This is a genomic window from Alphaproteobacteria bacterium, assembly GCA_016124955.1.
In the GTDB taxonomy this organism is placed as follows: Bacteria; Pseudomonadota; Alphaproteobacteria; order UBA9219; family RFNS01; genus RI-461.
In genome coordinates, this window is sequence record WGMR01000007.1 from 40,696 (window position 1) to 61,038 (window position 20,343).

Sequence of the window (20,343 nt, forward strand, 5' to 3'; positions counted from 1 at the left end):
CGCCGCATGCTGCCTTGCGTGCATAAAGGCTTGTCATGGAAAACCAAGCGCCAACACAGACCGCGCCCGCACAAGGCCAGCCCCCTGCGGACCAGCCGTTGCAGGGCATTATCGCGATGCTGCTCAGCGCGTTCTTTTTTGCCATCATCACCGCGCTCGTGAAGCAGCTGGGGCAGGATTACGACATTCTGCAGGTGGCGTTCTTTCGCTGTCTGATTGCGTTGGCCGTGCTTGCGCCCTATGTCAGGCTGAAGCACGGCGGCTGGCACACGATGCGCACCAAGCAGATGAAATGGCATCTGTTTCGTACCGCCACCGGCCTTACTTGCATGCTGTGCATCTTTTATTCTTTTTCCATGATGCCGCTGGCCGATGCGATGTCGCTGAGCGCTTCCGGGCCTATTTTTACGGCGCTGTGCGCGATCGTGCTTTTGCGCGAAAAGGTCGGCTGGCAGCGCTGGGCCGCCATTATCATCGGGTTTGCCGGCGTGGTCGTCATGCTGCAGCCGGGCGCGGATACCGAAAGTATCAGCGGCGCGGGCATTGCGCTCGCGCTCGCCAGCGCTTTTTTCTTTGGCCTGACCATGACCAATCTGCGTCTGCTCGGGCGCACCGAAGCGCCGCTGGTGACCGTGTTTTATTTTTCGCTGTTTTCGGCCGTGCTGTGCGCGCTGCCGATGCCTTTTGTCTGGAAGATGCCATCGCTTGATGATCTGCCGTTATTTATATTGTGCGGCCTGTGCGCGGTCGCGGTGCAGATATTCGTCACCCGCGCCTATTTTTATGCGCCCGCCGCCATCGTCACGCCCTTCAATTACACCGCGATCATATGGGGCGGGGCGTTCGGCTATTTTTTCTGGGGTGATTTGCCGGGCACCAACATGGTGGTTGGCGCCGTGATCGTGATGCTGGCGAGCGCGATGATCGCCTGGCGCGAAGCGGTTGTGGCGCGCCGCCGCCGTGCCGTCCCGCCCGTACCGGCCGCGCCGCCGCTCCAATAGGCGGGCGCGAAGGCGGGCCATTTTGGCCACTCCGGCCCTCGCAGGGCACAAAGTGGCGGCAGCTTTTGCCCGGTAACATCATCCTTGCCGGACATAAAATCAATATAAATCAATAGGTTAATATTTGGCACGGGCCTTGCACCGAACGGGGCAGGATTTATTGCGCCTGCCCGGCAAAGGGCCGCGGGGCGCACACCACCAAGGGAGAAGAACCATGTCGCTCTTTGCCGCTCTTACCGTCGCCGTGAACGGCCTCAACGCGCAGTCAAGCGCGATCGGTAACATTTCGGATAACCTCGCCAACACCCAGACGGTTGGCTACAAGCGCGTGGATACGACCTTCCAGGCGCTGATCACCAACTCGAACGCGCAGGTCAACGATCCGGGCGGCGTGCGCGCCACCCCGAAATACCAGAACTCGCTGCAAGGCAACCTCGTCGCCTCGCAAAGTTCGACCGCGCTCGCCATCACCGGCAACGGCTTTTTCGCGGTGCGTCAGGGTGTCGTCGGCTCCGACGGTCTGACAACCTTCTCCGACACCAACTTCTTCACCCGCCGCGGCGACTATTCGCTGAACAAGGACGGCTACCTCGTGAACGGCGCCGGCTACTACCTGACCGGCTACAGCGTTGACGATACGGGCGTGGTCAACACCGCCGCCGCCAACCCGATTCAGATTTCGGCCCTTTTGGATAACCCGGTCGCGACTTCGTCGGCCAACTATGTGGCCAACCTGCCCGCCGGCAAGGATACGGCCTATGCGACATCGCCTTCCACCATTCAGCTGTTCGACAACCTTGGTAACCCGCGCGACATGACCTTCACCTGGACCAAGGTGGGCGACTCTTCGACCAACTCCTGGTCGTTGCAGGTCGATGTGCCGGGCGGCGTCAGCGCCTCGTCCGATTTCTCGGTCACCATTCCGTTTAACTTCGACAGTTCGGGTTCCACCGCCGGTACGCTTTCGGCCTATAGCGTCAGCACCGGCGCGGGCATCGTGGCCGGTTCCGATTACACCGTGACCAACCCGGGCACCGGCGCCGACGCCAAAGTGAGCTTCAGTCTGAACTTCGCCGGCGCGGGCGCGCAGACCATCTCGATCGATTTCGGCGACTACCAGACCGCATCCGGCCTGACCCAGTTCGCGGACGAAAACCTTTCGGTGACCACCTTCGAACAGAACGGCATTCCGCGCGGTTCGTTCCAATCGCTTTCGGTCGATAAGAACGGCTTCCTGGTGCTGAACTACGATAACGGCCGGTCCAAGACCTTCTATCAGATCCCGATCGTGCAATTCTTCGCCACCGACAGCTTGCAACGCGTCGAAGGCGGCGCTTTCGCCAAGACCATCGATTCGGGCACGCCGCGCTTCAGCGCTGCGGGCAAGGTCGGCGCCGGCACCATCGTCGGCAACTCGCTGGAAGGCTCCAACGTGGATATCGCCGACGAATTTACAAAGATGATCCAGTCGCAGCGTGTCTATTCGGCCAATGCGCGGACCATCACCACCACCAACTCGATGCTGGAAGAAGTCATCAACATCGTCCGCTAAATGGTTTACGGACGTAAATGACAGGCAGGGTCGGATGACGGTTCTAGTTCAGGAGTGACGCATGTCGCTGGTTTCCGCGCTCAACAATTCTCTGAATTCGCTGCAGGTGATCCAGAAAAACATCTCGGTCATCTCCAACAATATTTCGAATGCGAATACGGACGGCTACACCCGCAAAAGCGCGGTGCAGGAATCGGTGCTGCTCGGCGCCGATTTCGGCGGCGCGCGTATCGCCGGCTATATGCGCGTCACCAACGACGTGGTTGGCCGCTCGTGGCTCGATTCGCTGTCCGATAGCGGCTATGCCGGCACCCGCAGCGATTATCTTGCCCAGATCGGCCAGCTTTTCGGCACCAATATCGACAACCCCGTGCTTTCCAGCGCGATCGAAAATTTTGCTTCGGCCTGGCGCGAACTTGAAGCCGAACCCGAAGATCCGACCCGTCAGCGCACCGTGGTGCAGCGCGGCAAGGAGCTGGCGGCCGAAATTCGCCGTCTTTCCGCAGGCGTCGAGGAAATGGACCGTTCGATCCGCCAGGATATCGAGGATACGGCGGTTGAGATCAACACCATTCTTACAAACGTCAAAGCGATCAACAACCAGATAGCCACTGCGCTTGGCCGCAATCAGCCCGTCGGCGATTATGAAGACCAGCGCGATCTTCAGATCCGCAAGCTGGCCACGCTGATGGACGTCAAGACCTTCGACCGCGGTAACGGCCAGATCGCGCTTTACACCGGCAACGGCTATTCGTTGCTCGACGGCGATGCGCGCAACTTTTCCTTCGACGGCACCGATCTGGTGCTGACCGGCAGCACCACGGCCGTGACCAGCTACCTGACCGGCGGCAAGATCGAAGCGCTTTATAACCTGCGCTATGACGGTTCCCCGGCCACCGCGAGCGGCGACGCCGGCACGGAAGTAATCCGCAAGCTGCGCGACCAGCTCGATGCCGTGGCGGCCGCGTTTCTTGATACCGCGACGCCAGGCACTTTCGGCTATGCGTATGACAACGCCACGCTTGATGCCGGCGCCAGCCCGGCCGAACTGGACAACGATTTTTTCACCGGCAGCGGCCGCACCAATATCGATATAGACGGCACGCTGTTCAACGGCACCACCGCCCTGAAGAAGAGCGCGGCGGGCGCGGTCGTGCTGGCCATGAACGACACGACCCGCACCTATTCGCTGGACGGGCTTTCGATTTCCAATGTCAGCTATTCCGGCCTGGTGTCCAACATCATCGCCTCGTTGCAGCAATCCGGTTCGATCACGAAGGAAGCGGCGCAAATCGCCGAAGGGCAGGAAGTGTTCTACAAGGAACGCTACAACGACGATACCGGCGTGAATGTTGACCAGGAACTGGTGCAGCTGCAGATCATGCAAAACTCCTATAACGCCGCCGCGCGGCTGCTCTCGGTGATCGACGAGCTGTATCAGACATTGACCAATATAGGCAGGTAGCCATGGCAGACGGCATTTCATCGCTCGGCATCCAGCTTCAGTCAAACCGGCTGATCCAGGGCAGCGCCAGCATTCTTTCCAAGCTTTCCGAACAGCTGGCGACCGGCGTCAAATCCTCGAACCTGTACGATTATTCGACATCCGACGCGCGCAAGCTGCTGGATTTCCGCAACAGCATCACCCGGCACGAATCCTATGTCTCCGCCATCAAGGCGGTAAAGCCGCGCATGGAGCTGTATGATAAAACGCTGGCCGGCATGAGCGATACGGCCAACCAGATGCTCGCGCTCATCAACAACACGCAAAATTATACCGCCGCCCAGAACGGCGCGGTGGCCGAACAGATTGCCGGCTTTGTCAACCAGGTCGAAGGCTATCTTAACGTCAAGATCGGCGACCGCTATCTTTACAGCAGCGAGCGCTATGGCACATCGCCCGCAGGCGATATTCTTTCGCTGGCGTTGCCGCCGGCAGAAACCTACCCCGTGACGACGCCCACGCTGCCGCCCTGGGACAGCGAACGCATTGGCGGCACGGCAACCAACGTATCCGGCTGGACCCAGCTTTCGACCACGATTGATGACAGCCTTTCGGTTACCTACGGCATTCGCAATGTCGAAGCCGGCATTCAGGAGCTGGTGCAGGGTTTGCGCTGGGCCTATGCCGCCACGCAGGACCAGGCCAACTTCGACACCTATATGGCCAATGCCCGCAGCGAGCTGGCGTCGGCGCTTCCCGATTTGCGCCAGTTGCAGAGCCGCGTGGCCTCCAACACCTCGACGCTGGACCAGACGCGCGAACTGCACGAAAAAGTGATCTCCGACATCAAAGACAACATTCAGGATATCCAGTATGTTGATATCAACGAGGTCGCGACCAAAGTAAGTTTCTATCAGACCCAGCTGCAGGCATCCTATGCCGTGACCGCGCAGCTCGCCAGTCTGACCATCCTTGGTTACTTCAGGTAAAGCAGCGCAGCAGGGAGAATGACGTGAAGGAATCGCTTGATCTCGGCCCCGTGGAACTTTCCTATGCCGCCGCGCTCCGCGGCGTGCAACCGCGCGTGCCGGGCCAGGCCTTCACCTATGCCCGTTTCTGCGCCGGCGCGGCCGAAGACATGCTGTGCCTTGCCGCCAGCAACCCGGAAGGTAAATTCTTTTTCTTCCTGGAAGATGAAAACGAGGCCGCCGCCGCCCGCTCGCTCGCACAGCAAGGCGTGGTGACCAATGCCGCGATCGCCGCCGGCCACCCGGCGGGCGTTTTGGAACAGCAGCAGGGCGCGACGCCGCCGCTTCCCAGGCTCGATTACCTTTGCTGCGACGATACCGCGCTTTCGCTGACCGATGCGGACCGCGAGGCGCTGTTTACGCTTTCTGCCGCCACGCTCGGTCCGCAGGGGCTGTTCGCATGCCGCTACCGGCCCTTCGCGCGGCAGGACGAATCGCTGCGCTACCTGATCAATGTGCTCGAACCCTTGCTGGAAGAGAGCCAGAAAATGGAATTCGTACAGGAGCTGCAGGCATTGGGCGGGCGCTATTTCGCCCGCGTGCCCGCCGCGCGCGCCCTGCTTGATAAGGCGCTGGCCGAAGGCAAGCCCGAGCATCTGCTGGAATCCGCGACCGGAGCGGTTGTGAGCGCGACCATGGGCACGATGCAGGCGCTTTTGCCGCGCCAGATGATGTATGTGGGCGATGCAAGCATCGCGAGCAACTATATGGATCTTTCGACCCCGGAAGCGGCGCACGCGCTTTTGCTGAAAATGAAAGACAGCGTGATGTACGAACCGGCCAAGGATTTCGCGGCCGACCGCAGCAGCCGGACCGATATCTGGTGCCCGCTTGCGGCCGCGCTGACCGGCAACCCTGCCGCGCTGTTTAACGGCTTTTTCTTCGGCAGCCCGGCGCCGGGCGACGCGATCCCGCCGCGCATTACCGTCAACGGCAGAACATACGATCTGACCACGCCGCTGCATGCCAGGCTGATCAAGCTGATGCGGATCATGCCGATTACGATCGGCGATTTCCTGCATCATGAAGACAGCCGCGATGCGGCAGGGCAGCTTTTCGCGCCGATGGATGTGGTCGCGGCGGTGCATCTTCTGGTTGCGCTCGGCGTCGCCACGCCGATGCGCGCGACCTATACCGGCTATACGGATGCCGATTATGGCCGCCCCTGCCTTGCCGGCCCCTTCAACCGCGCCTTCTGGCGCGACGGGACCGGAGCCCGCGCCCGCCTCGCGGCTTCGACCGTAACCGGGCGCGCGATCCGCATGGATGCGCGCGAAGCGCTTGTTTTACAGGCGCTGACGGCGGGCGGGTTCGAAGGTTCGGCCCATGTGCTTTTGCCGGCCTTGCAAAAGCTGGCAAGCGACCCGACGCAAAGCATGGCCGTGCTGGGCGGGCAGATGCCGGACGAAGATGTCGCCGCCAACCTTATATCGGACGTGTGCGAACGCGATCTTGTGGGTTGGTACGCCTTCGGCGTGCTGGCAGCCTGATAAATTCGCATAAGCCTCCCGGATTGTTTAAACCATCGTCCCTGCTAAACTGCCGCCATGGCAAAACCGGCGGTACAGCAACAACTTGAACAGGCGATGGCGCGGCACCGCGGCGGCGATCTTGGCGGCGCCGCCGGGCTTTACCAGCAAATATTGCAAACCGAGCCGGATAACGCCGATGCGTTGCACCTGCTTGGCGTGGTGGCGCGGCAAACCGGCAAGCACGCGCTGGCGCGCGAGCTGATCGACCGGTCGCTGGCCATCAATCCGCGCAACCCCGCCGCGCTTGCCAACAAGGCGCTGACGCTGCGCGAACAAAAAGATTATGCGGCCGCGATCGATGCCGCGCGGGCCGCGCTTGCGATCGACCCCGAGCATGCCGAAGCCTTCAGCAACCTTGCGGGGGCGCAATTTGCCCAGGGGCAGTATGCGCTGGCGGCCGATACCTATCGTGCCGCGCTGCGCAGCCACCCGCGCGACGGCAATTTGTTGCAGGCGCTGGCGGCGGCGCTGGTCAAGACCGGCGAGCTGGCTGAAGCGCACGGTGCGATCAAACGCGCGCTGGCGGTTATGCCCGGCAATGCGCGTTGTTTCAATACGCTCGGTAATGTTTTGCGCGATGCCGGGCGTATCGAAGAAGCGATCGAAGCCTGGCGGCAGGCGCAGGCGGCTGACCCAGCGCATCAGCCCGCGCGCGTGAGCGAAGCGATGGCGCATATGCTGCTTGGCAGTTTTGCCGCCGGTTTGCCTTTATACGAAGCGCGCGGCGTGCCAGACCCGCGCTATGATGGCTTGCCGTTCTGGGACGGCGGTGCGCTGGACGGAAAAACCATATTGTTGCGGGCCGAACAGGGTTTCGGCGATACGCTGCAGTTCATTCGCTATGTGCCGGAATTTTCCGCGCGCGCCGCCGCCGCCGGCGGGAAGCTGGCGGTGGAAGTGCAGGCGGCGCTGCTTGATATATGCCGGCCGCTGGCGCCGCAGGCGACATGGCTTTCGCCGCGCGATGCGTTGCCGCAGGTTAATGCGCAATACAGGTTGCTAAGCCTGCCGCTTTTGTTTGCCGCGAAGACAGGCAACATTCCCGCGCACACGCCTTATTTGGCGAGCGATGCGAACCGGCGCGCGGCGTGGAAAGAAAAACTTGCGGCGCGGCCGGGGCCGCAGATCGCGCTTACCTGGGCCGGCAACCCCGGCCATTTGAACGATCATAACCGTTCGCTGCAGCTGGAAACGCTTGCGCCGCTGCTGGACCGCTTCGCGCCGCATATTCTGCTTTTGCAGAAGGGTTTCGATACAAAAGATATGCTGGCGCGCTGGCCCGCACTTTCGGATGCGGGCAAGGAATGCGCCGATTTTTCCGACACGGCCGCTTTGCTCGATTGTTGCGATTTGCTGGTCGCGGTCGATACCGCGCCTGTGCATCTGGCGGGCGCGCTGGCGCGCCCGGCCTGGGTGCTTTTGCCTTATTGCCCCGATTGGCGCTGGATGCGCGGGCGCACGGACAGCCCTTGGTATCCGGGCATGCGGCTGTTCCGGCAGCGCGCACCGCGCGACTGGAGCGTTGTTATGGCGGATGTAACGGGTGAGCTTGAGAAGTTTGTGGGCGGCGACAGAAGCGTGCTCGCCCCGCCCGCGGGAGCGGCGCTGCAGGATGCGCCGCCGCCCGCCGGGCTAGGCTAAAGCTTAGATCGAGGTCGAGACCGAACCCGGCTGCGTCTTTTCGGCCACCGGAACGGCGTGCGCCTCGGTTTCCGGCTTGCCCGTCTGGACATTCAGGCCCGCCGCGATCTGGCGGTTGATGTCGATCAGGCTGGTGAGCAAGGCGGGGCTGTATTCCGCTTGCGCGCGCAAGGATACCTTATCGACGAAGCGGCTGAGGTTCAGCAACGTGATCTTCAGATCGCGCGGCAGGGGGTTATCGGGTTCGCACAGCGTGACCTGGAACACGGTCCAGAGCTGCTGGTTGTGGCGAATGGCGTCGAGATAAAACTCGGGCCCGCTTTCCGGGTTTTGCGCCTTGTGGAGGCGGCTGGCGCAGCTAAGCAACGCCTTGGCTTCCGTTTCGCGCACCGTTTCATTGACCTGCTGATGAGCTTTGTACGAACTGACTGGTGATTTGGTTACCATGATACTGCCTCCTGCACTGTGTTGTTATGGGTTATAATTTTACGCAACCGGTACCGGTGATGCTTCTTGCGCGCCGGTTTGCACCGCGGCGCCTTCGCCTTCCGGCTTGGCTTTCGCGGCTTCGTGATCGGCGAGCAATTTGTGACCAAGGCGCAGTGCCTTGAAGGATTCGCCGCTTTGCAGCAAGCGGGTGATTTCCACCACCTGATCCCTGAGATGGGGATGAAGCGCACAGAATTTTTCGATTGTCTCGATCACCAGCGCATCGAGCGGCTGGCCCTTGCCCTTGAACAGGTAGATCACCTGCAGAAGGAAATAGACCGATGCGGCATCGGATTCTTCGCTGCGATCGATGTTCATGAGATAGTTGTCGCGCAGCACCGGGCTGTCGGACAGGATGAGAAGATCGGCCGGGCGCGTGCCTACGTTTTTGAGGACGGCGCCGCCGGCGAAAATCTTTTGTTCGGGTTTTACGCGGATCTTGAGGGGCATGTCTCGACTCCTTCGAGAAGTTTTTCCGGGCCATCATGGCCGCGGGTTTCTTAAAACCAAGTAAATCACCAGCACTTTTCCGGAAGTAGGAGGACGGGGTTTCCCCCGTCCTCCCTTTACCAGTATTAGAACAACCGCAGAATGGCCTGTGACTGCTGGCCGGAAATACCCAGCGCAACGACACCCAACTGCTGACGGGCCTGGAGGGCCTGCAGGTTGGCGCCTTCTTCGTTGAGATCGGCCAGGATGAGGTTATCCGAAGCCGTCTGCAGCGAGTTGATCAGCGAGTCAGTAAAGTCTTGACGCGTCTGAATCACCGACACCGCGTTACCAAAGCTGGACGCAAAGGTACGAAGGGTCGCCAGTGCGGTCGACAGAGCCGAAGCAGCGGTATTGATGCTGTTATCTGTCGAGAAGTTGCTGGTGGCAGCGGCGATCGAGAGACCGGTCGTCGAAGCGTCCACGCCAGAAACCGTCAGGGTGCTGGAGTTGTCTTCGTTGAAGTTCACGGTCAGGTCGTCACTGTCCAACAGGTTCGTACCGTTGAACACAGCGTCGTTGACCAGCGCGTCGATCTGGGTGCGGAGGTCGTTGAACTGTGTCGCGTAGGCCGAACGGGTCGCCGTATCGGATGTCTGCAGGGCCGAGGTGGTAAGACCTTGCGCCTGTTCGACGATCTTGGTGATGCTGTCGATCGCGTTGGAAGCGGCTTTCACCGTTTGCAGGTTGCTCGACAGGTTTTCTTTAACGCGGCTAAGATCGTTTGCGCGGTTGAGGAAGCTTTGGCTTGCGAAGAAGGCCGTAGCGTTATCAATCGCGGTGTTGACCTTAAGGCCGGTCGAGAGACGCTCCTGGGTGATACCCAGCAGCTTCGAGGTATTCTGCAGGGCGAGCAAGTTGCTGCGCGCTGACAGAGAGAGGGAGACGTCAGAAATAGCCATAGTATGTAACTCCTTGTCCTAAGGTTGGATGAGCGCGGACTCCTTCCGCGGGTTAGTGTTCGTAAAGTAACTCACAAACGTGAAGTTAACTTTAACGATACGCGTATGATGATGCGAAAAATGTGCCACATCGCGCGCATGATATTTTTCAAACGCTTGGCGGCGCGCACCGGGAAATTCCTGCCGCATGCGGATCTTTCTGCCGGGCAAAATTTGCCGCATGGGGAAATTATTGCCTGCTTGCACGATGCGGTTTTGTTTTTGCGCGCCTGGCGTGCGCGAAAACCGGAAAAACAGGCGTGCCGCAAAATGCGACGAAAAACGGAACGAAGAACAAAAAAATATAAGCAAGGGAATCAAGCGGCTGGCGCTGAAAAGCCCGCGACGCGGGCTAATTGAAAAAAAAGTGCTTGTCAAGTGAAATATGATGTGTTATGGTGTTCAGTGACTCGAAGAAGAATTCGAGTCGGGTGTTAATATAAGCACTTGATATATAAGAATTTTAACGCTGCCTAATTGCCGATTTGACCTAAAGCTAATGGGTCACCCTGGTGGGGATACCGGGAGTATGTGGGAGGCAAGGCGGCCGTACAGTGGGGATAAACATGTTGGAACCGGTAAACTCAATTGGGAGTAGCGGTGCCTATGGCGGCAGACTTTCTGCCGCTACGGTAGGCGCGGGCTTCGAGCAGAGCGGGTCGATTAAAGCGGCCACGCCGAGCGAAGCTATTTCGCCGCGTATCAAGGCTGACCCGGTCGCAGGCGTGATCGTTCAGTTCCTTGACTCGAAGGGCGAAGTGCAAGTGCAAACACCTTCGGTCGCCACGGTCGCCTATTTGAAGGCCGGCCTGACCTCGGAAGGCGGCGTGCGCAGCGAAACCCAGCTTCCTTCGGTCGATGCCGAAGCGGCCGCCGCAGAAATTGAAGTAACAGCCTAAAGGCATCTGCCCCGTTTTTCGGTGCGGCCGCCTGCGGGCGGTTTTTTTGTGCCTGAAATTTGCCCTTCATTTCCATAAACCCGGCGGATCCGCGCCGCACGCGAACACATTGCGGGCATGAAACCCGGCCGGTATGATCGGGCGATGCCGCTTCAGCACCCAACCGCCATCCAGGATCATGCCTCCGCGCTTGCGCAAGCGCGCGCGCAGCTGCAGGCCGGCGATGCGGCGGCCGCGCTGAAAACGCTGGACGATGCCCGCCGCGCCAGCCCGCAAAGCCCCGAAATATTGTTCATGATGGCCAACATCATGAACAATATGGGGCAAAGCGAGGGCGCGGTTCTGTTATACCGTCAGTTGCTTGGCCTGCGCCCGCGCGACCCGGGCATTTTGAACAATCTTGCCGGCGCCTTGCACGAGCTTGGCCGGCTGGATGAGGCAGACACCTATATAAGGGAGGCGCTGGCGTTGCGCGCCGACATGCCGGATTTGTGGGTAACGCAGGCGACGATCGACGATGTGCGCGGCCGCCGCGCCGAAGCGGAAACAAGCCTGCGCCGCGCGCTGGCGGCGCGCGGCGATCACCCGGTGGCGCTTGCCAACCTTGCCGCGCTGCTTTCGGCCCGTGGCGCGTATGACGAAGCGGAAAGAATGCGCGGGGCTGCGCGCGCGCAATTGGGCGACCGGCCGCGCCTGCTGGTGGCGCAGGCGAACGATTTCTTCCGCGCCGGGCGGCTTGGCGCGGCCTGGCCGCTTTACGAGGCGCGCTTTGCCGCTGCGCCCGGCGAACCGGCCATGGTAGCGGCGCGCGGTTTCGCGCAGCCCCGCTGGCGGGGCGAGAAGACCGGCGGGGCGCTGCTTGTGTGGGCCGAACAGGGTATCGGCGAAGAGATTATGTATGGCGCGCTTTTGCCCGAAGCGGCCGGGCGTTGCGCCCGGCTTGTCGCGGAATGCGATGCGCGGCTGGTTGAAATTTTTGCGCGGTCATTTCCGGGCGTGCAATGCATTGCGCGGCGCAGCCCGGCGGACCCGCCCGACCCGCGCTGCGCCGCGGGCGACATTGCGGCGCAAATTCCGTTCGCCAGTCTTGGCGGCATTTTCCGCAACGGCGAAAAAGATTTTCCGCGCCACGAAGGTTATCTGAAGGCCGATGCGCCGCGCGCCGCCGCCCTTCGTGCCGATTATGCGGCACAGGCGGGGGAGGGGAAGACGCTGGTCGGCATTTCGTGGCGTTCAAAGCCGTATAAATACAGCGATCCGAAAAGCTCCGACCTGCAAGATTGGGAGGCGCTTTTGCGCGCGCCCGGCATCGTGTGCGTCAGTTTACAGTATGGCGATTGTAAAGCCGAACTGGAAGCCGCGCGCGCCGCGGGCGCGACAGTGCTGCATGACGATGCGATCGATCCGCTGCGCGACATGGATGCTTTCATGGCGCAGGCGGCGGCGATGGACCGGATTGTGACGGTCAGCAACGCGACCGCGCATGTGGCGGGCGCGCTTGGCAAAACGGCGGATGTGCTTGTGCCGCATGGCGGTGCCGCCCCGCCGCACTGGCAGGCCGAACGCGGCGATAGCCCGTGGTACCCGGCCTTGACGCTTTGGCGGCAGGACGCGCCGGGCGCGTGGCGCGGGCTTGTCGAACGAATTGCGGAAAATATGGCGCGGTGACGGGCGCGGCGTTTATGTGCCCGCCGGCATATCCATTTTCGGGGCGGGCTTGTTTTGCGGCGCGGCCTTGTCATCGCCCATGGGAATGAAATCAAGCTCCTTTTGCAAGCCGAGTTCGCGCACCGCATCGCGCAGCGCTTGCAATGTCTGGCGGTCAAGTTCCATCGCGCGGGTCAGGCGGGTCGCAACGATTTCTTCGGGCGTTTTCTGAACCGGCGGCGGCGGCGCGGCGGCGGGCGCGCATTGTGCCGCGCTGGCTTGCTGCATCAGCGCAGGTTTTTGCGCGGGTTTCTGCGCCGCGCCTTCCTTGTTTTCCGCACCCGCCTTTTCAGGCGCACCGGTATAAATCGGCGGCATGCTGCTAAGACGGACGAAGGCGCGCTCCTTCGGCACAATCACCTTGCTGGCTACCTTGCTGGCATCATGCCAGTTGTAGGGATCGAGCTGCCCCGGGACGACCGAGGCATTTTCTTTTTCATTGAAGGTTGAAAACACGCGGAAATCTTCTTCGTCAGCGGCTTCCGCGGCCTCTTCGCCGGTCTTGTCTTCGGGTGGCAGGCTGCTGATCACGCGTTGCCAGCTTGGCGGCGGGGGCGGGTTGATGCGTTCGATGACCGCCTGCATTGCAGGCGCGGGCGCGGCTTCGCCTTCTGCTGCCGTGCCTTCGCTTTCCGCAACGTCCGGCGCTTCAAGCGCATCGAAATCGACGGCATCAATATCCTTCCAGCCGCTGTTGATCGCACCGAAAGGATCAATGTCTGCGGCCCCGGCGTGCGGCGGCATGGCAAGCATCAGCATCGCGCCCAGAAGAAGCGTGCCACGAAGCGGTATTTTTTTGTTCAGCGCCTGCATATATCCTGCCCTGTGCCCTGCGGCTGTGCCGCAGTTCCGGTAGTCTTTTCCACCTTTCATCTTAACCTTGAGGCGCTAAGAAAGACTGAAAAATGCCAACAATCTTATATAGTTGAATGGGTTAGCATGGTTATCGGGGCCGCCGTATTTACGAAAAATTTATCATAATCGCCGTCCGCCCTTTTGTTTAAAGCCATACGAATCTTTGCAGAGTCAAAGGCTTGGTGGAAAAACCGGCTTCTTTTGCATGTTGCGGGGCGAGCGTTAACACAATTGCTACCATTTAAAAATATTGTAGCTGAACGGTAAAACGCCGCGCGACCGGCACCCCGTTATGGGGTTGTAGCCTGCGCTCATTGGGGATTGTTTCGTATCCGTGATTTGGTGTAAAACCGTACACGGGTGTTTTGGTGGTAACTTGATAAGGAAAGACTGTCGTGTCCCGTTTCGATTCTCCTGGTAGCGCCATGTTTGCCGACGACGGCGAGCAGGTGAAAGCGGTAGTGAAGTGGTTCAATGGCGCCAAGGGTTTCGGCTTTGTCGCCCCCGCCGATGGTTCCGCAGACGCCTTCCTCCATATTTCCGTGCTTAACCGCGCCGGGATGCAGCAGATCGCCGAAGGCACCGAGCTTGCCGTTAAAATCGCGCAGGGCGCCAAAGGCCCGCAGGTCACCAGCATCGTTGAAGTTTTGGGCACCGCCCCGATCCCGCAAAGCGCCAGCAATGGTGGCGGCATGCGCATGGGCGGCGGACGCCCCGCCCCGACCGGGCCGGAGATCGAGATTGTCGGCACCGTCAAATGGTTCAAGCCCGACAAGGGTTTCGGTTTCGTCACCGCCGATGATGGTGACAAGGATATCTTCGTCCACAAAAGCATATTGCGCACCGCCGGCCTCGCCGACTTGCAGCCCGGTCAACGCGTGCAAATGAAGGTGCAGACGGCTTCCAAGGGCCGCGAAGCGACCTGGATCCAGTCCGCCGAATAAAACGGCTATCCCGGACATCTGAAAGCGCGTTCCGCGCTTCCGTGCCTGCGCATCCCTAAAAAACGAATTTCTGTTTCAGGGAAGATTTATTCCACGCTGATGCGCGCGGCTTCGCTGCGTGCCAGTATTGCGCCGGTTTCGCCATCGCTGACATTGGCGGCGGGCCAGCTATAGCCGCCCTTGCGCGCCGCGCGCACCAGATAGGCGAAGTGAAAATCCCGCCCTTGCAGCGGCGCGAGCTTTGCGGTGGCAGCGCCGGCGCCTGCCGCCGAAGCGATCTGCGCCGACAGATGCGGCATCCATCTGAACTGTCCCGATTGCGCGCCTTCCGCCAGCGGCAAACCGGCGGGCGCGAGCCCGCGCGGCAAGGCATCCTTGATGACAAGCGTTGTGCCCTGCGGCGGGCGCGTAAACGTGCCGTCGATAAGAACGACATAGGCCGCGCCGTTTTCTAGCTTGGCGGCGCGCGCCAGCATGCCGCCATCGATCCTGAACAGCCGCCGCGCGATACGCACGCCGTCTTTCGCGGGCGCGCGTTTGCCGGTTGCGGGTACAAGCGCGCAAGCGTGCAGAGCCCGCGTGCCGCGATTGGCAAGCGCAAGCGGGCCGTCTTTTCCGCCATAACCGAGCAGGCGCAGGCCCGCGACCCTGTCGGGTTCGCCGCCGCCGGTCGCATATTCCCAAACGCCGGCGCGGCGCAAAAGCCGCATGAACAAGGCGGCCAGCCGCGCGCGCGTAATATCGCCGGTTTGTGCGGGGTCGATACGCGGGCCAAGTTCATCCCACAGCGGCAACAGTTCGTTGTTGGCGGTATCGTCATCGCCCGAAAGCAAGGCAACGGTGGCCAGCGCGGCATGAGGGTGATCGCGCAACAAAGAAGGCATTTGCGCCAGCGCGCGCGTGCGGTATTCGCTCGCTTCCGAAGCCGCGCCGCCCCGTGCGAGCGCGAAGGCAATTTGCGCTTCGGCCGGCGCCATGCGCGCGGCATTGCCGAAATTGCTGATAAAATAATGCAAAGCGCTGTTCCATGCGGCGGGCGGCACGGCTTCGGGCGACTGTGCCAGCGCGTAGAAGGCAAGCGCGCGCGCTTCCAGTTCGCGCTCCACTTCCCAGTTCTGATCGAGCCGTTTGATGACCCAGTCCGCCGCTTGCCGCGCCAGCACCGGCGGCGCCGCAGGGTTTTCCGCCATTGCCATCAGGGCGCCCGCCGTGGCGGCAAGGTCGCTTTCCCGTCCGTGCGGCGAAACCGCGAAACCGCCATCGCCCTGCTGGCGCTGCAGCAGCGATGCCGTCAGCTGTGCGCGCCTGCGTTCGATCACCGTGCGCGTGTACGGCAAATCCCCCGGCAGCCCGGCCGCAAGCCGCAACGCGACGATAATTTCGGCCATATCCTGCGTCGCCGCCGCATTCAGGCGCGGCAGGCCGGCGAGGATGGAAAGAAAGGGCGCGCCGCCAACGGACGAAAGCGCGATTTTCAGCGTGTCCGGCGCTTTGCCCGCTTTTTCCATGCCTTGCAATTTTCCGTGCAAGCTTTTCGCCGCCGCCGCGTTCGCGTTTTCGCCCGGCCCTATGGGCGGCAGGCAATATTGCTCCATGGCTTGCGCGGGCGCGGCGCCAGAAATGACCGCGGGCTTCTTCGCGTCCGTATCTTCCAAAGGTTTCGCGGCCAGCATGGCATGCGCGTTCACTTCCTGCACCGCATCGCCGTTCTGCACGATGGCATAGAAAAGCGTTGCGCCCGCGCTATCCGGCAGCCGGATTTGCGCGGCGGCGATGCCGGCACGATCGGTGCGCACAACTGCGCTGGCGGTGCTTCCGGCACGGGCGGCCGGGGGAAAGGCCGCGCTTTTACCGGTTGTTTCGGCTTGTGCGGGCGAAAACACAAAACCATCGCTATCGCGCAAGGCAACGCGCACGGGCGCCGGGCGCTGCCACGCATCGCTTATGGGCGCAAAGCGCGTCGTTTCGCTGCGGGCCAGCGGCACGGCAACGATACGGACGGCGGTTTGTTCGCCGTTATCGGTGACGTTTACGGGAATGGCGGCGGTCCCGTCCGCGCGCATATCTTCGGGCAGCGCCAGGGTGACGGTTTCGGTCGCGGCGCTGAGCGGGAACCAAGCCGTGCCTTCGGCGCGGCGGGCCTCGCCGTCGTTTACGCCGGTTTGCTCGGTCGCGACCGCAAGAACATTGACGCCGCGCCGCCAATCCGCGCCGCTGGCAACCTCGATGAACGCGCCGTCTTCGCCCACGGTGCGATCGATCACCTGCCGTACTTTATTATCGGCCAGCACAAGCATCACGCGTGCGGGCCAAGGCGGCGCCACGAACAGCCAGCCCTTGTCGCCCGGCCGCAACGCCTGTTCCATGACGCTGAGCTTGACCTTGCCCGCCGCCAGGCTTTGCTTGCTTTCAAGCCACCAGCCGGCGCTGAAACGCAGCGCGCTCATGCTCGCCCGGCCTTCGCTGAAGACATCGAGCCGGTAGTGGCCCGCATGCACCGGAAGTTCAAGCCCCGTCTGCATGCCGCCCGCGCCGCCGAGCTTGCCGCGCGCGATGAACAGATCGTGCGGCGCGGCGCGGTATTGCCACTGGCCTTCATGCTGGTACCAGGTAAAATGTTGCTGTTCTTCGACCAGTTCGTAGGTCAGCGCGGGCAGCGGGATACGCCGCCCGGCGGCGTCGGCGGCGATAAGGGTAAAACCGGCGAGCGCGTTTTCAGGCACCGCATGGCCCGGAAAGGCCGGGATAATGCCGATCGCGACCGGCTGCGGGATGCGGGAAAGTGCCAACGGCGCGTTCGTTTCCGCCGCCTGCAGCGGCGGCGCGAGCCGCGCGGCGATAACGGCTTCCATCGGCGTGTGCGCCGCTTCGGGCGCGGGCGGCAGTTTTACGGCGACTTGCGCCGCGCCCTGCGCGTCGGTCGTGAAGGATGCGACCGGAACGGGTTCGGTTCCGCCTGCGGCGTAAATGCCGTATTCGGCCGCCTCGGCCGGCGTGCCTGCCTGCACGGCCGCGAAAGGCTTGCGTGTCGCGCGCCAGTGCGCCCATAGCCGCCCGCTTATATGCGCAGCCGCCCGCCCGGCGGTGTCTTTCACATGCAGTTGCAGAGAAACGCTTTCCCCGCCGCGCACATTGTGCTGCGCGCTTTCGATACCGACATCCAGCGCGCCTTGCCCGTCATCGACATCGAAAGGCGCGACCGCCAGCATTTTGCCGCTCGCATCCAGCAGCCGCGCTTCCCATTTCCCGGTCGGCGCCCAGGCTGGCAGCGTGTATTCCGTGCCGACAAGCCCGCTGGCGCTTTCCAAAGGCAGTTCCGCCATCACAAGGCCGCCCGCGCGTATAATTTGCACGAATGCGCCCGGCGCGACGGTTTCGCGCGCCGCCTGCTTGCGGATATTTTGCGCCGCCGCGCCGGCGGGCGGGGCGATGCCGGTCAAAATAACGGGCTGGCCCGGACGGTAGCGCCCGCGGTCCGCGAACAGCATGGAGGGGCCGGGCTCGGGCGCCGGGTGTTCGTCTTCCAGCTCAAGCGCGGTTACGCCGCCATCCGGCCCGTAGGCCAGAACGTGGCGCACGCGATCGTTGTTGGGCGTAAATTCTGGCTCAAGCGCGGCAACAAAGGCATGGCCTTGCGCATCCGTCACGGCGGACGCGAGGCCCGCATGTTCCGCGCCGCCAAGCCGCAACGTAACGTCTGCATAGGCCGCGCCGGTTGCGCGGTTGCGCGCATAGAAGTGCCAGCCATCTTCGGCGGTAACGGCGGTAAGCAGGATATCGCTGACCGTAAACCAATAGGCCGCATGCTTGCCGGGCACCGCAGCATCGGACGCTTCAAGCACATAAACGCCGCGGCGCATGCCGCGCGCGCCGCCCGCCATGGCGGCGGCGGGAACGGCGCGGTCAACCGCCTTGCCGTCTTCCGCGCCCGTGACCATTGTGCCGCGCCAAATGATATCGCCTTGCGCGGCCAGCAGGCCTGCTGCGTTATCGTCGCCAAGGCCTTGCTGGCGGCGGATGCGCGCCATGCGTTCGATCGCTTCGCGGTCCTTCAGTTCGTATAAAGCCAGCCGCACCAGCTGCACGCCGACCGTATGCAGCACCGGCCCGCCTTCTTCCGGCCCCGGCAGGAGCGCGCCGCCGCTCCGGAACGCCAGCGCGGCCGCGCCCGCCGTTTGCGGCCGGGGCGCCCGTTCTGCCGCCCGCGCCCCGGCGGCGCAGGCAAGCCATACGCACAGTGCCGGCAAAAGTGCGGGCAGCAGCGCGCGCAGGAAAAATTTCGTGCGGATTTGTGGCGGGCTCAGAAACATGACGCGCAATCTAGACCGTTTTATACGCAAAGGAAATTGGCGCTTGCGGCGTGCGATCAGGGTGCGGCTTCTGTGGCTTCCGCGGGCGCGCCTTCGGCGGGCATTTCGTCGCCCGCGCGATACTGGTTGAGGAAGTTGCGGAACATATCGACCTCGCCCATCTTGGATTGCAGCACCGCGAGATCCTGGATGTTGTCGGCCTTGGTGCGGGTGAGCAGGCGGAACACCTCGTTTTGCGGCGTGCCCGCCATGGCGGGGCCGAAATCGATTGCCAGGCGGTTGAGCGCCTGCTGGTCGGCCGCCAGCGCCAGCGCGGTGGCACGGTTGATAATGAACTGGATGCGATCGGGCTTGAGCTGCGTGCCCGGATCGGGCGGCGGACCGACGAGGCTGTCAAGCACTTCGGCCGCTTCGGACCAGTGCTTGGCGCGCCACGCGATATCGGCATGCAGCATGCGCGCCTGTTCGCTGCCGTCGTTGGCGAGCAGCAACAGCGCATCCTGGTCGCGGCCCAGTTCGGACAGCGCCCGTGCGCGCAAATACCGGCGTTCGGATTTCACTTTTTCGCTCACATCCTCGGCCGTGCTGATTTCGAGCGCGGTGAGCGCCAGTTCGGGCTTTTGATCGAGCAGGCGAATGCCCGCGAGCCGCGCACCGACCTCGGCCTTGCGTTCGCCTTTCAGCCGTTCCCGGACCTGCGCGGTCAGCAGATCGGCCGCCTGATCGAGCAGATCGATCGACACCAGCCGTTCGGCAAGGTTGCGGACCACGGCTTCGCCATCAGGGCCGGGCGGGATCAGATCACGGAATTCCTCATAGAGCGCCAGCGCCTCAATCGGCGAAAGGTCCGGCGCGGCATTTTCAATAAAAATGGCGCGGAAACTTTCGACCATGCGTTCATGCACATCGCGCACCTGCGGGCTATCCGGGTGCATCTGGATGCCGTGGCCGAGCGTGGTCAGGCCTTCCTTGTATTTGCCGCCATCAAGATAGTAACCGCCGAGGCGGCTTAAAATATCGAGTTCGAGTTCGTCGCCGCGCCAGCTGTAACGCATTCCTTCAAGCCGCTTGGCGGCATCGAGCGGCTGCATGTTGCCTTCGGCGACATCAAGATCGATCAAGGCCAGCTCGGCCCGTGTGCGGTAAAGCCTGTCGTTGCCAATCGCAACTTCGTGCCAATAGGTGCGGGCATGGTCATCGCGATTGAACTGATGTTCGATCACGCCGCGCAGATATTTGATGGCCGGCAGATCGTCGAGCCGCGCATCGGGGCGTTTGTTGCCGAGCTGATCGAGCCAATCGTACGCTTCGCGCGCCCGATCCTGCGCCAGCGCGGTTTCGATCGCCATCACCGTCATGCGGCTGAAGAACGGCTCCGGATACTGTTCGAGCACGCGCAAGGTGCTTTTGAAGAGCGGGTAGGCGGGCGCAAACAAGCGTTGCTTGGCGAGCGCATAGGCGCGCCAGAGCGGAATTTCGTCTTCGCCCTTCAGGTCGTCATGATCGAGATC

General features: G+C 62.2%; 15 protein-coding genes. 10 read left to right on the forward strand and 5 right to left on the reverse strand.

All coding sequences use genetic code 11. From position 1 onward, the window contains the following. The first annotated feature begins 35 nt into the window (after positions 1 to 35). From GC131_06095 to GC131_06120, 6 genes are all read left to right on the forward strand, one after another. Positions 36 to 1,001 (forward strand): EamA family transporter, encoded by a 966-nt coding sequence (locus GC131_06095; GenBank protein MBI1273636.1) that lies wholly within the window; start codon positions 36 to 38, stop codon positions 999 to 1,001. Positions 1,002 to 1,215: 214 nt separating this feature from the next. Further along, positions 1,216 to 2,553: a flagellar hook-basal body complex protein gene (locus GC131_06100; protein MBI1273637.1), complete on the forward strand. Its 1,338-nt coding sequence runs from the start codon at positions 1,216 to 1,218 to the stop codon at positions 2,551 to 2,553. A 61-nt stretch (positions 2,554 to 2,614) separates the two neighbouring features. Continuing rightward, a complete protein-coding gene (flgK, locus tag GC131_06105; protein ID MBI1273638.1) occupies positions 2,615 to 4,018 on the forward strand; it encodes a flagellar hook-associated protein FlgK in 1,404 nt (467 codons plus the stop codon). A 2-nt stretch (positions 4,019 to 4,020) separates the two neighbouring features. After that, entirely contained in the window at positions 4,021 to 4,986 is a 966-nt protein-coding gene (locus GC131_06110) for a hypothetical protein (protein MBI1273639.1), read from the forward strand. Positions 4,987 to 5,009: 23 nt separating this feature from the next. After that, on the forward strand, positions 5,010 to 6,515 hold the full coding sequence (locus GC131_06115; GenBank protein MBI1273640.1) for a hypothetical protein: 1,506 nt from the start codon (positions 5,010 to 5,012) through the stop codon (positions 6,513 to 6,515). Between the two features lie 57 nt (positions 6,516 to 6,572). Continuing rightward, entirely contained in the window at positions 6,573 to 8,198 is a 1,626-nt protein-coding gene (locus tag GC131_06120) for a tetratricopeptide repeat protein (protein ID MBI1273641.1), read from the forward strand. 3 nt (positions 8,199 to 8,201) lie between these two features. Here GC131_06120 and flaF read toward each other — a convergent pair whose 3' ends face one another. The 3 genes from flaF to GC131_06135 all read right to left on the reverse strand — a co-directional run bounded on the left by flaF (position 8,202) and on the right by GC131_06135 (position 10,078). Continuing rightward, positions 8,202 to 8,645, reverse strand: a complete 444-nt coding sequence (gene flaF / locus GC131_06125) for a flagellar biosynthesis regulator FlaF (protein ID MBI1273642.1) — start codon at positions 8,643 to 8,645, stop codon at positions 8,202 to 8,204. A 39-nt stretch (positions 8,646 to 8,684) separates the two neighbouring features. After that, positions 8,685 to 9,137: a hypothetical protein gene (locus GC131_06130; protein ID MBI1273643.1), complete on the reverse strand. Its 453-nt coding sequence runs from the start codon at positions 9,135 to 9,137 to the stop codon at positions 8,685 to 8,687. Positions 9,138 to 9,262: 125 nt separating this feature from the next. Next, positions 9,263 to 10,078, reverse strand: coding sequence for a flagellin (locus GC131_06135; GenBank protein MBI1273644.1), 816 nt, complete (start codon positions 10,076 to 10,078; stop codon positions 9,263 to 9,265). Positions 10,079 to 10,102: 24 nt separating this feature from the next. Between GC131_06135 and GC131_06140 the strand changes: the two genes are divergently transcribed. From GC131_06140 to GC131_06150, 3 genes are all read left to right on the forward strand, one after another. Next, complete coding sequence (locus GC131_06140) at positions 10,103 to 10,477, forward strand: hypothetical protein (GenBank protein ID MBI1273645.1); 375 nt, start codon at positions 10,103 to 10,105, stop codon at positions 10,475 to 10,477. A gap of 206 nt (positions 10,478 to 10,683) precedes the next feature. Beyond that, on the forward strand, positions 10,684 to 11,016 hold the full coding sequence (locus tag GC131_06145; GenBank protein MBI1273646.1) for a hypothetical protein: 333 nt from the start codon (positions 10,684 to 10,686) through the stop codon (positions 11,014 to 11,016). A gap of 117 nt (positions 11,017 to 11,133) precedes the next feature. Further along, positions 11,134 to 12,684 (forward strand): tetratricopeptide repeat protein, encoded by a 1,551-nt coding sequence (locus GC131_06150; protein MBI1273647.1) that lies wholly within the window; start codon positions 11,134 to 11,136, stop codon positions 12,682 to 12,684. Between the two features lie 12 nt (positions 12,685 to 12,696). Here the strand turns inward: GC131_06150 and GC131_06155 are convergent, their stop codons facing one another. Then, positions 12,697 to 13,536 (reverse strand): hypothetical protein, encoded by an 840-nt coding sequence (locus tag GC131_06155; GenBank protein ID MBI1273648.1) that lies wholly within the window; start codon positions 13,534 to 13,536, stop codon positions 12,697 to 12,699. Positions 13,537 to 13,973: 437 nt separating this feature from the next. Between GC131_06155 and GC131_06160 the strand changes: the two genes are divergently transcribed. After that, a complete protein-coding gene (locus GC131_06160) occupies positions 13,974 to 14,522 on the forward strand; it encodes a DNA-binding protein (GenBank protein MBI1273649.1) in 549 nt (182 codons plus the stop codon). Positions 14,523 to 14,608: 86 nt separating this feature from the next. Here the strand turns inward: GC131_06160 and GC131_06165 are convergent, their stop codons facing one another. Then, positions 14,609 to 18,832, reverse strand: coding sequence for a hypothetical protein (locus tag GC131_06165; protein ID MBI1273650.1), 4,224 nt, complete (start codon positions 18,830 to 18,832; stop codon positions 14,609 to 14,611). Between the last annotated feature and the right edge of the window lie 1,511 nt (positions 18,833 to 20,343).

What these genes read in the sequence shown, in the direction of transcription:
- GC131_06095 (MBI1273636.1), top strand. Translation starts at nt 36, where the DNA reads ATGGAAAACCAAGCGCCAACACAGACCGCGCCCGCACAAGGCCAGCCC.
- GC131_06100 (MBI1273637.1), top strand. Translation starts at nt 1,216, where the DNA reads ATGTCGCTCTTTGCCGCTCTTACCGTCGCCGTGAACGGCCTCAACGCG.
- flgK (MBI1273638.1), top strand. Translation starts at nt 2,615, where the DNA reads ATGTCGCTGGTTTCCGCGCTCAACAATTCTCTGAATTCGCTGCAGGTG.
- GC131_06110 (MBI1273639.1), top strand. Translation starts at nt 4,021, where the DNA reads ATGGCAGACGGCATTTCATCGCTCGGCATCCAGCTTCAGTCAAACCGG.
- GC131_06120 (MBI1273641.1), top strand. Translation starts at nt 6,573, where the DNA reads ATGGCAAAACCGGCGGTACAGCAACAACTTGAACAGGCGATGGCGCGG.
- flaF (MBI1273642.1), bottom strand. Translation starts at nt 8,645, where the DNA reads ATGGTAACCAAATCACCAGTCAGTTCGTACAAAGCTCATCAGCAGGTC.
- GC131_06130 (MBI1273643.1), bottom strand. Translation starts at nt 9,137, where the DNA reads ATGCCCCTCAAGATCCGCGTAAAACCCGAACAAAAGATTTTCGCCGGC.
- GC131_06135 (MBI1273644.1), bottom strand. Translation starts at nt 10,078, where the DNA reads ATGGCTATTTCTGACGTCTCCCTCTCTCTGTCAGCGCGCAGCAACTTG.
- GC131_06145 (MBI1273646.1), top strand. Translation starts at nt 10,684, where the DNA reads ATGTTGGAACCGGTAAACTCAATTGGGAGTAGCGGTGCCTATGGCGGC.
- GC131_06150 (MBI1273647.1), top strand. Translation starts at nt 11,134, where the DNA reads ATGAAACCCGGCCGGTATGATCGGGCGATGCCGCTTCAGCACCCAACC.
- GC131_06155 (MBI1273648.1), bottom strand. Translation starts at nt 13,536, where the DNA reads ATGCAGGCGCTGAACAAAAAAATACCGCTTCGTGGCACGCTTCTTCTG.
- GC131_06165 (MBI1273650.1), bottom strand. Translation starts at nt 18,832, where the DNA reads ATGTTTCTGAGCCCGCCACAAATCCGCACGAAATTTTTCCTGCGCGCG.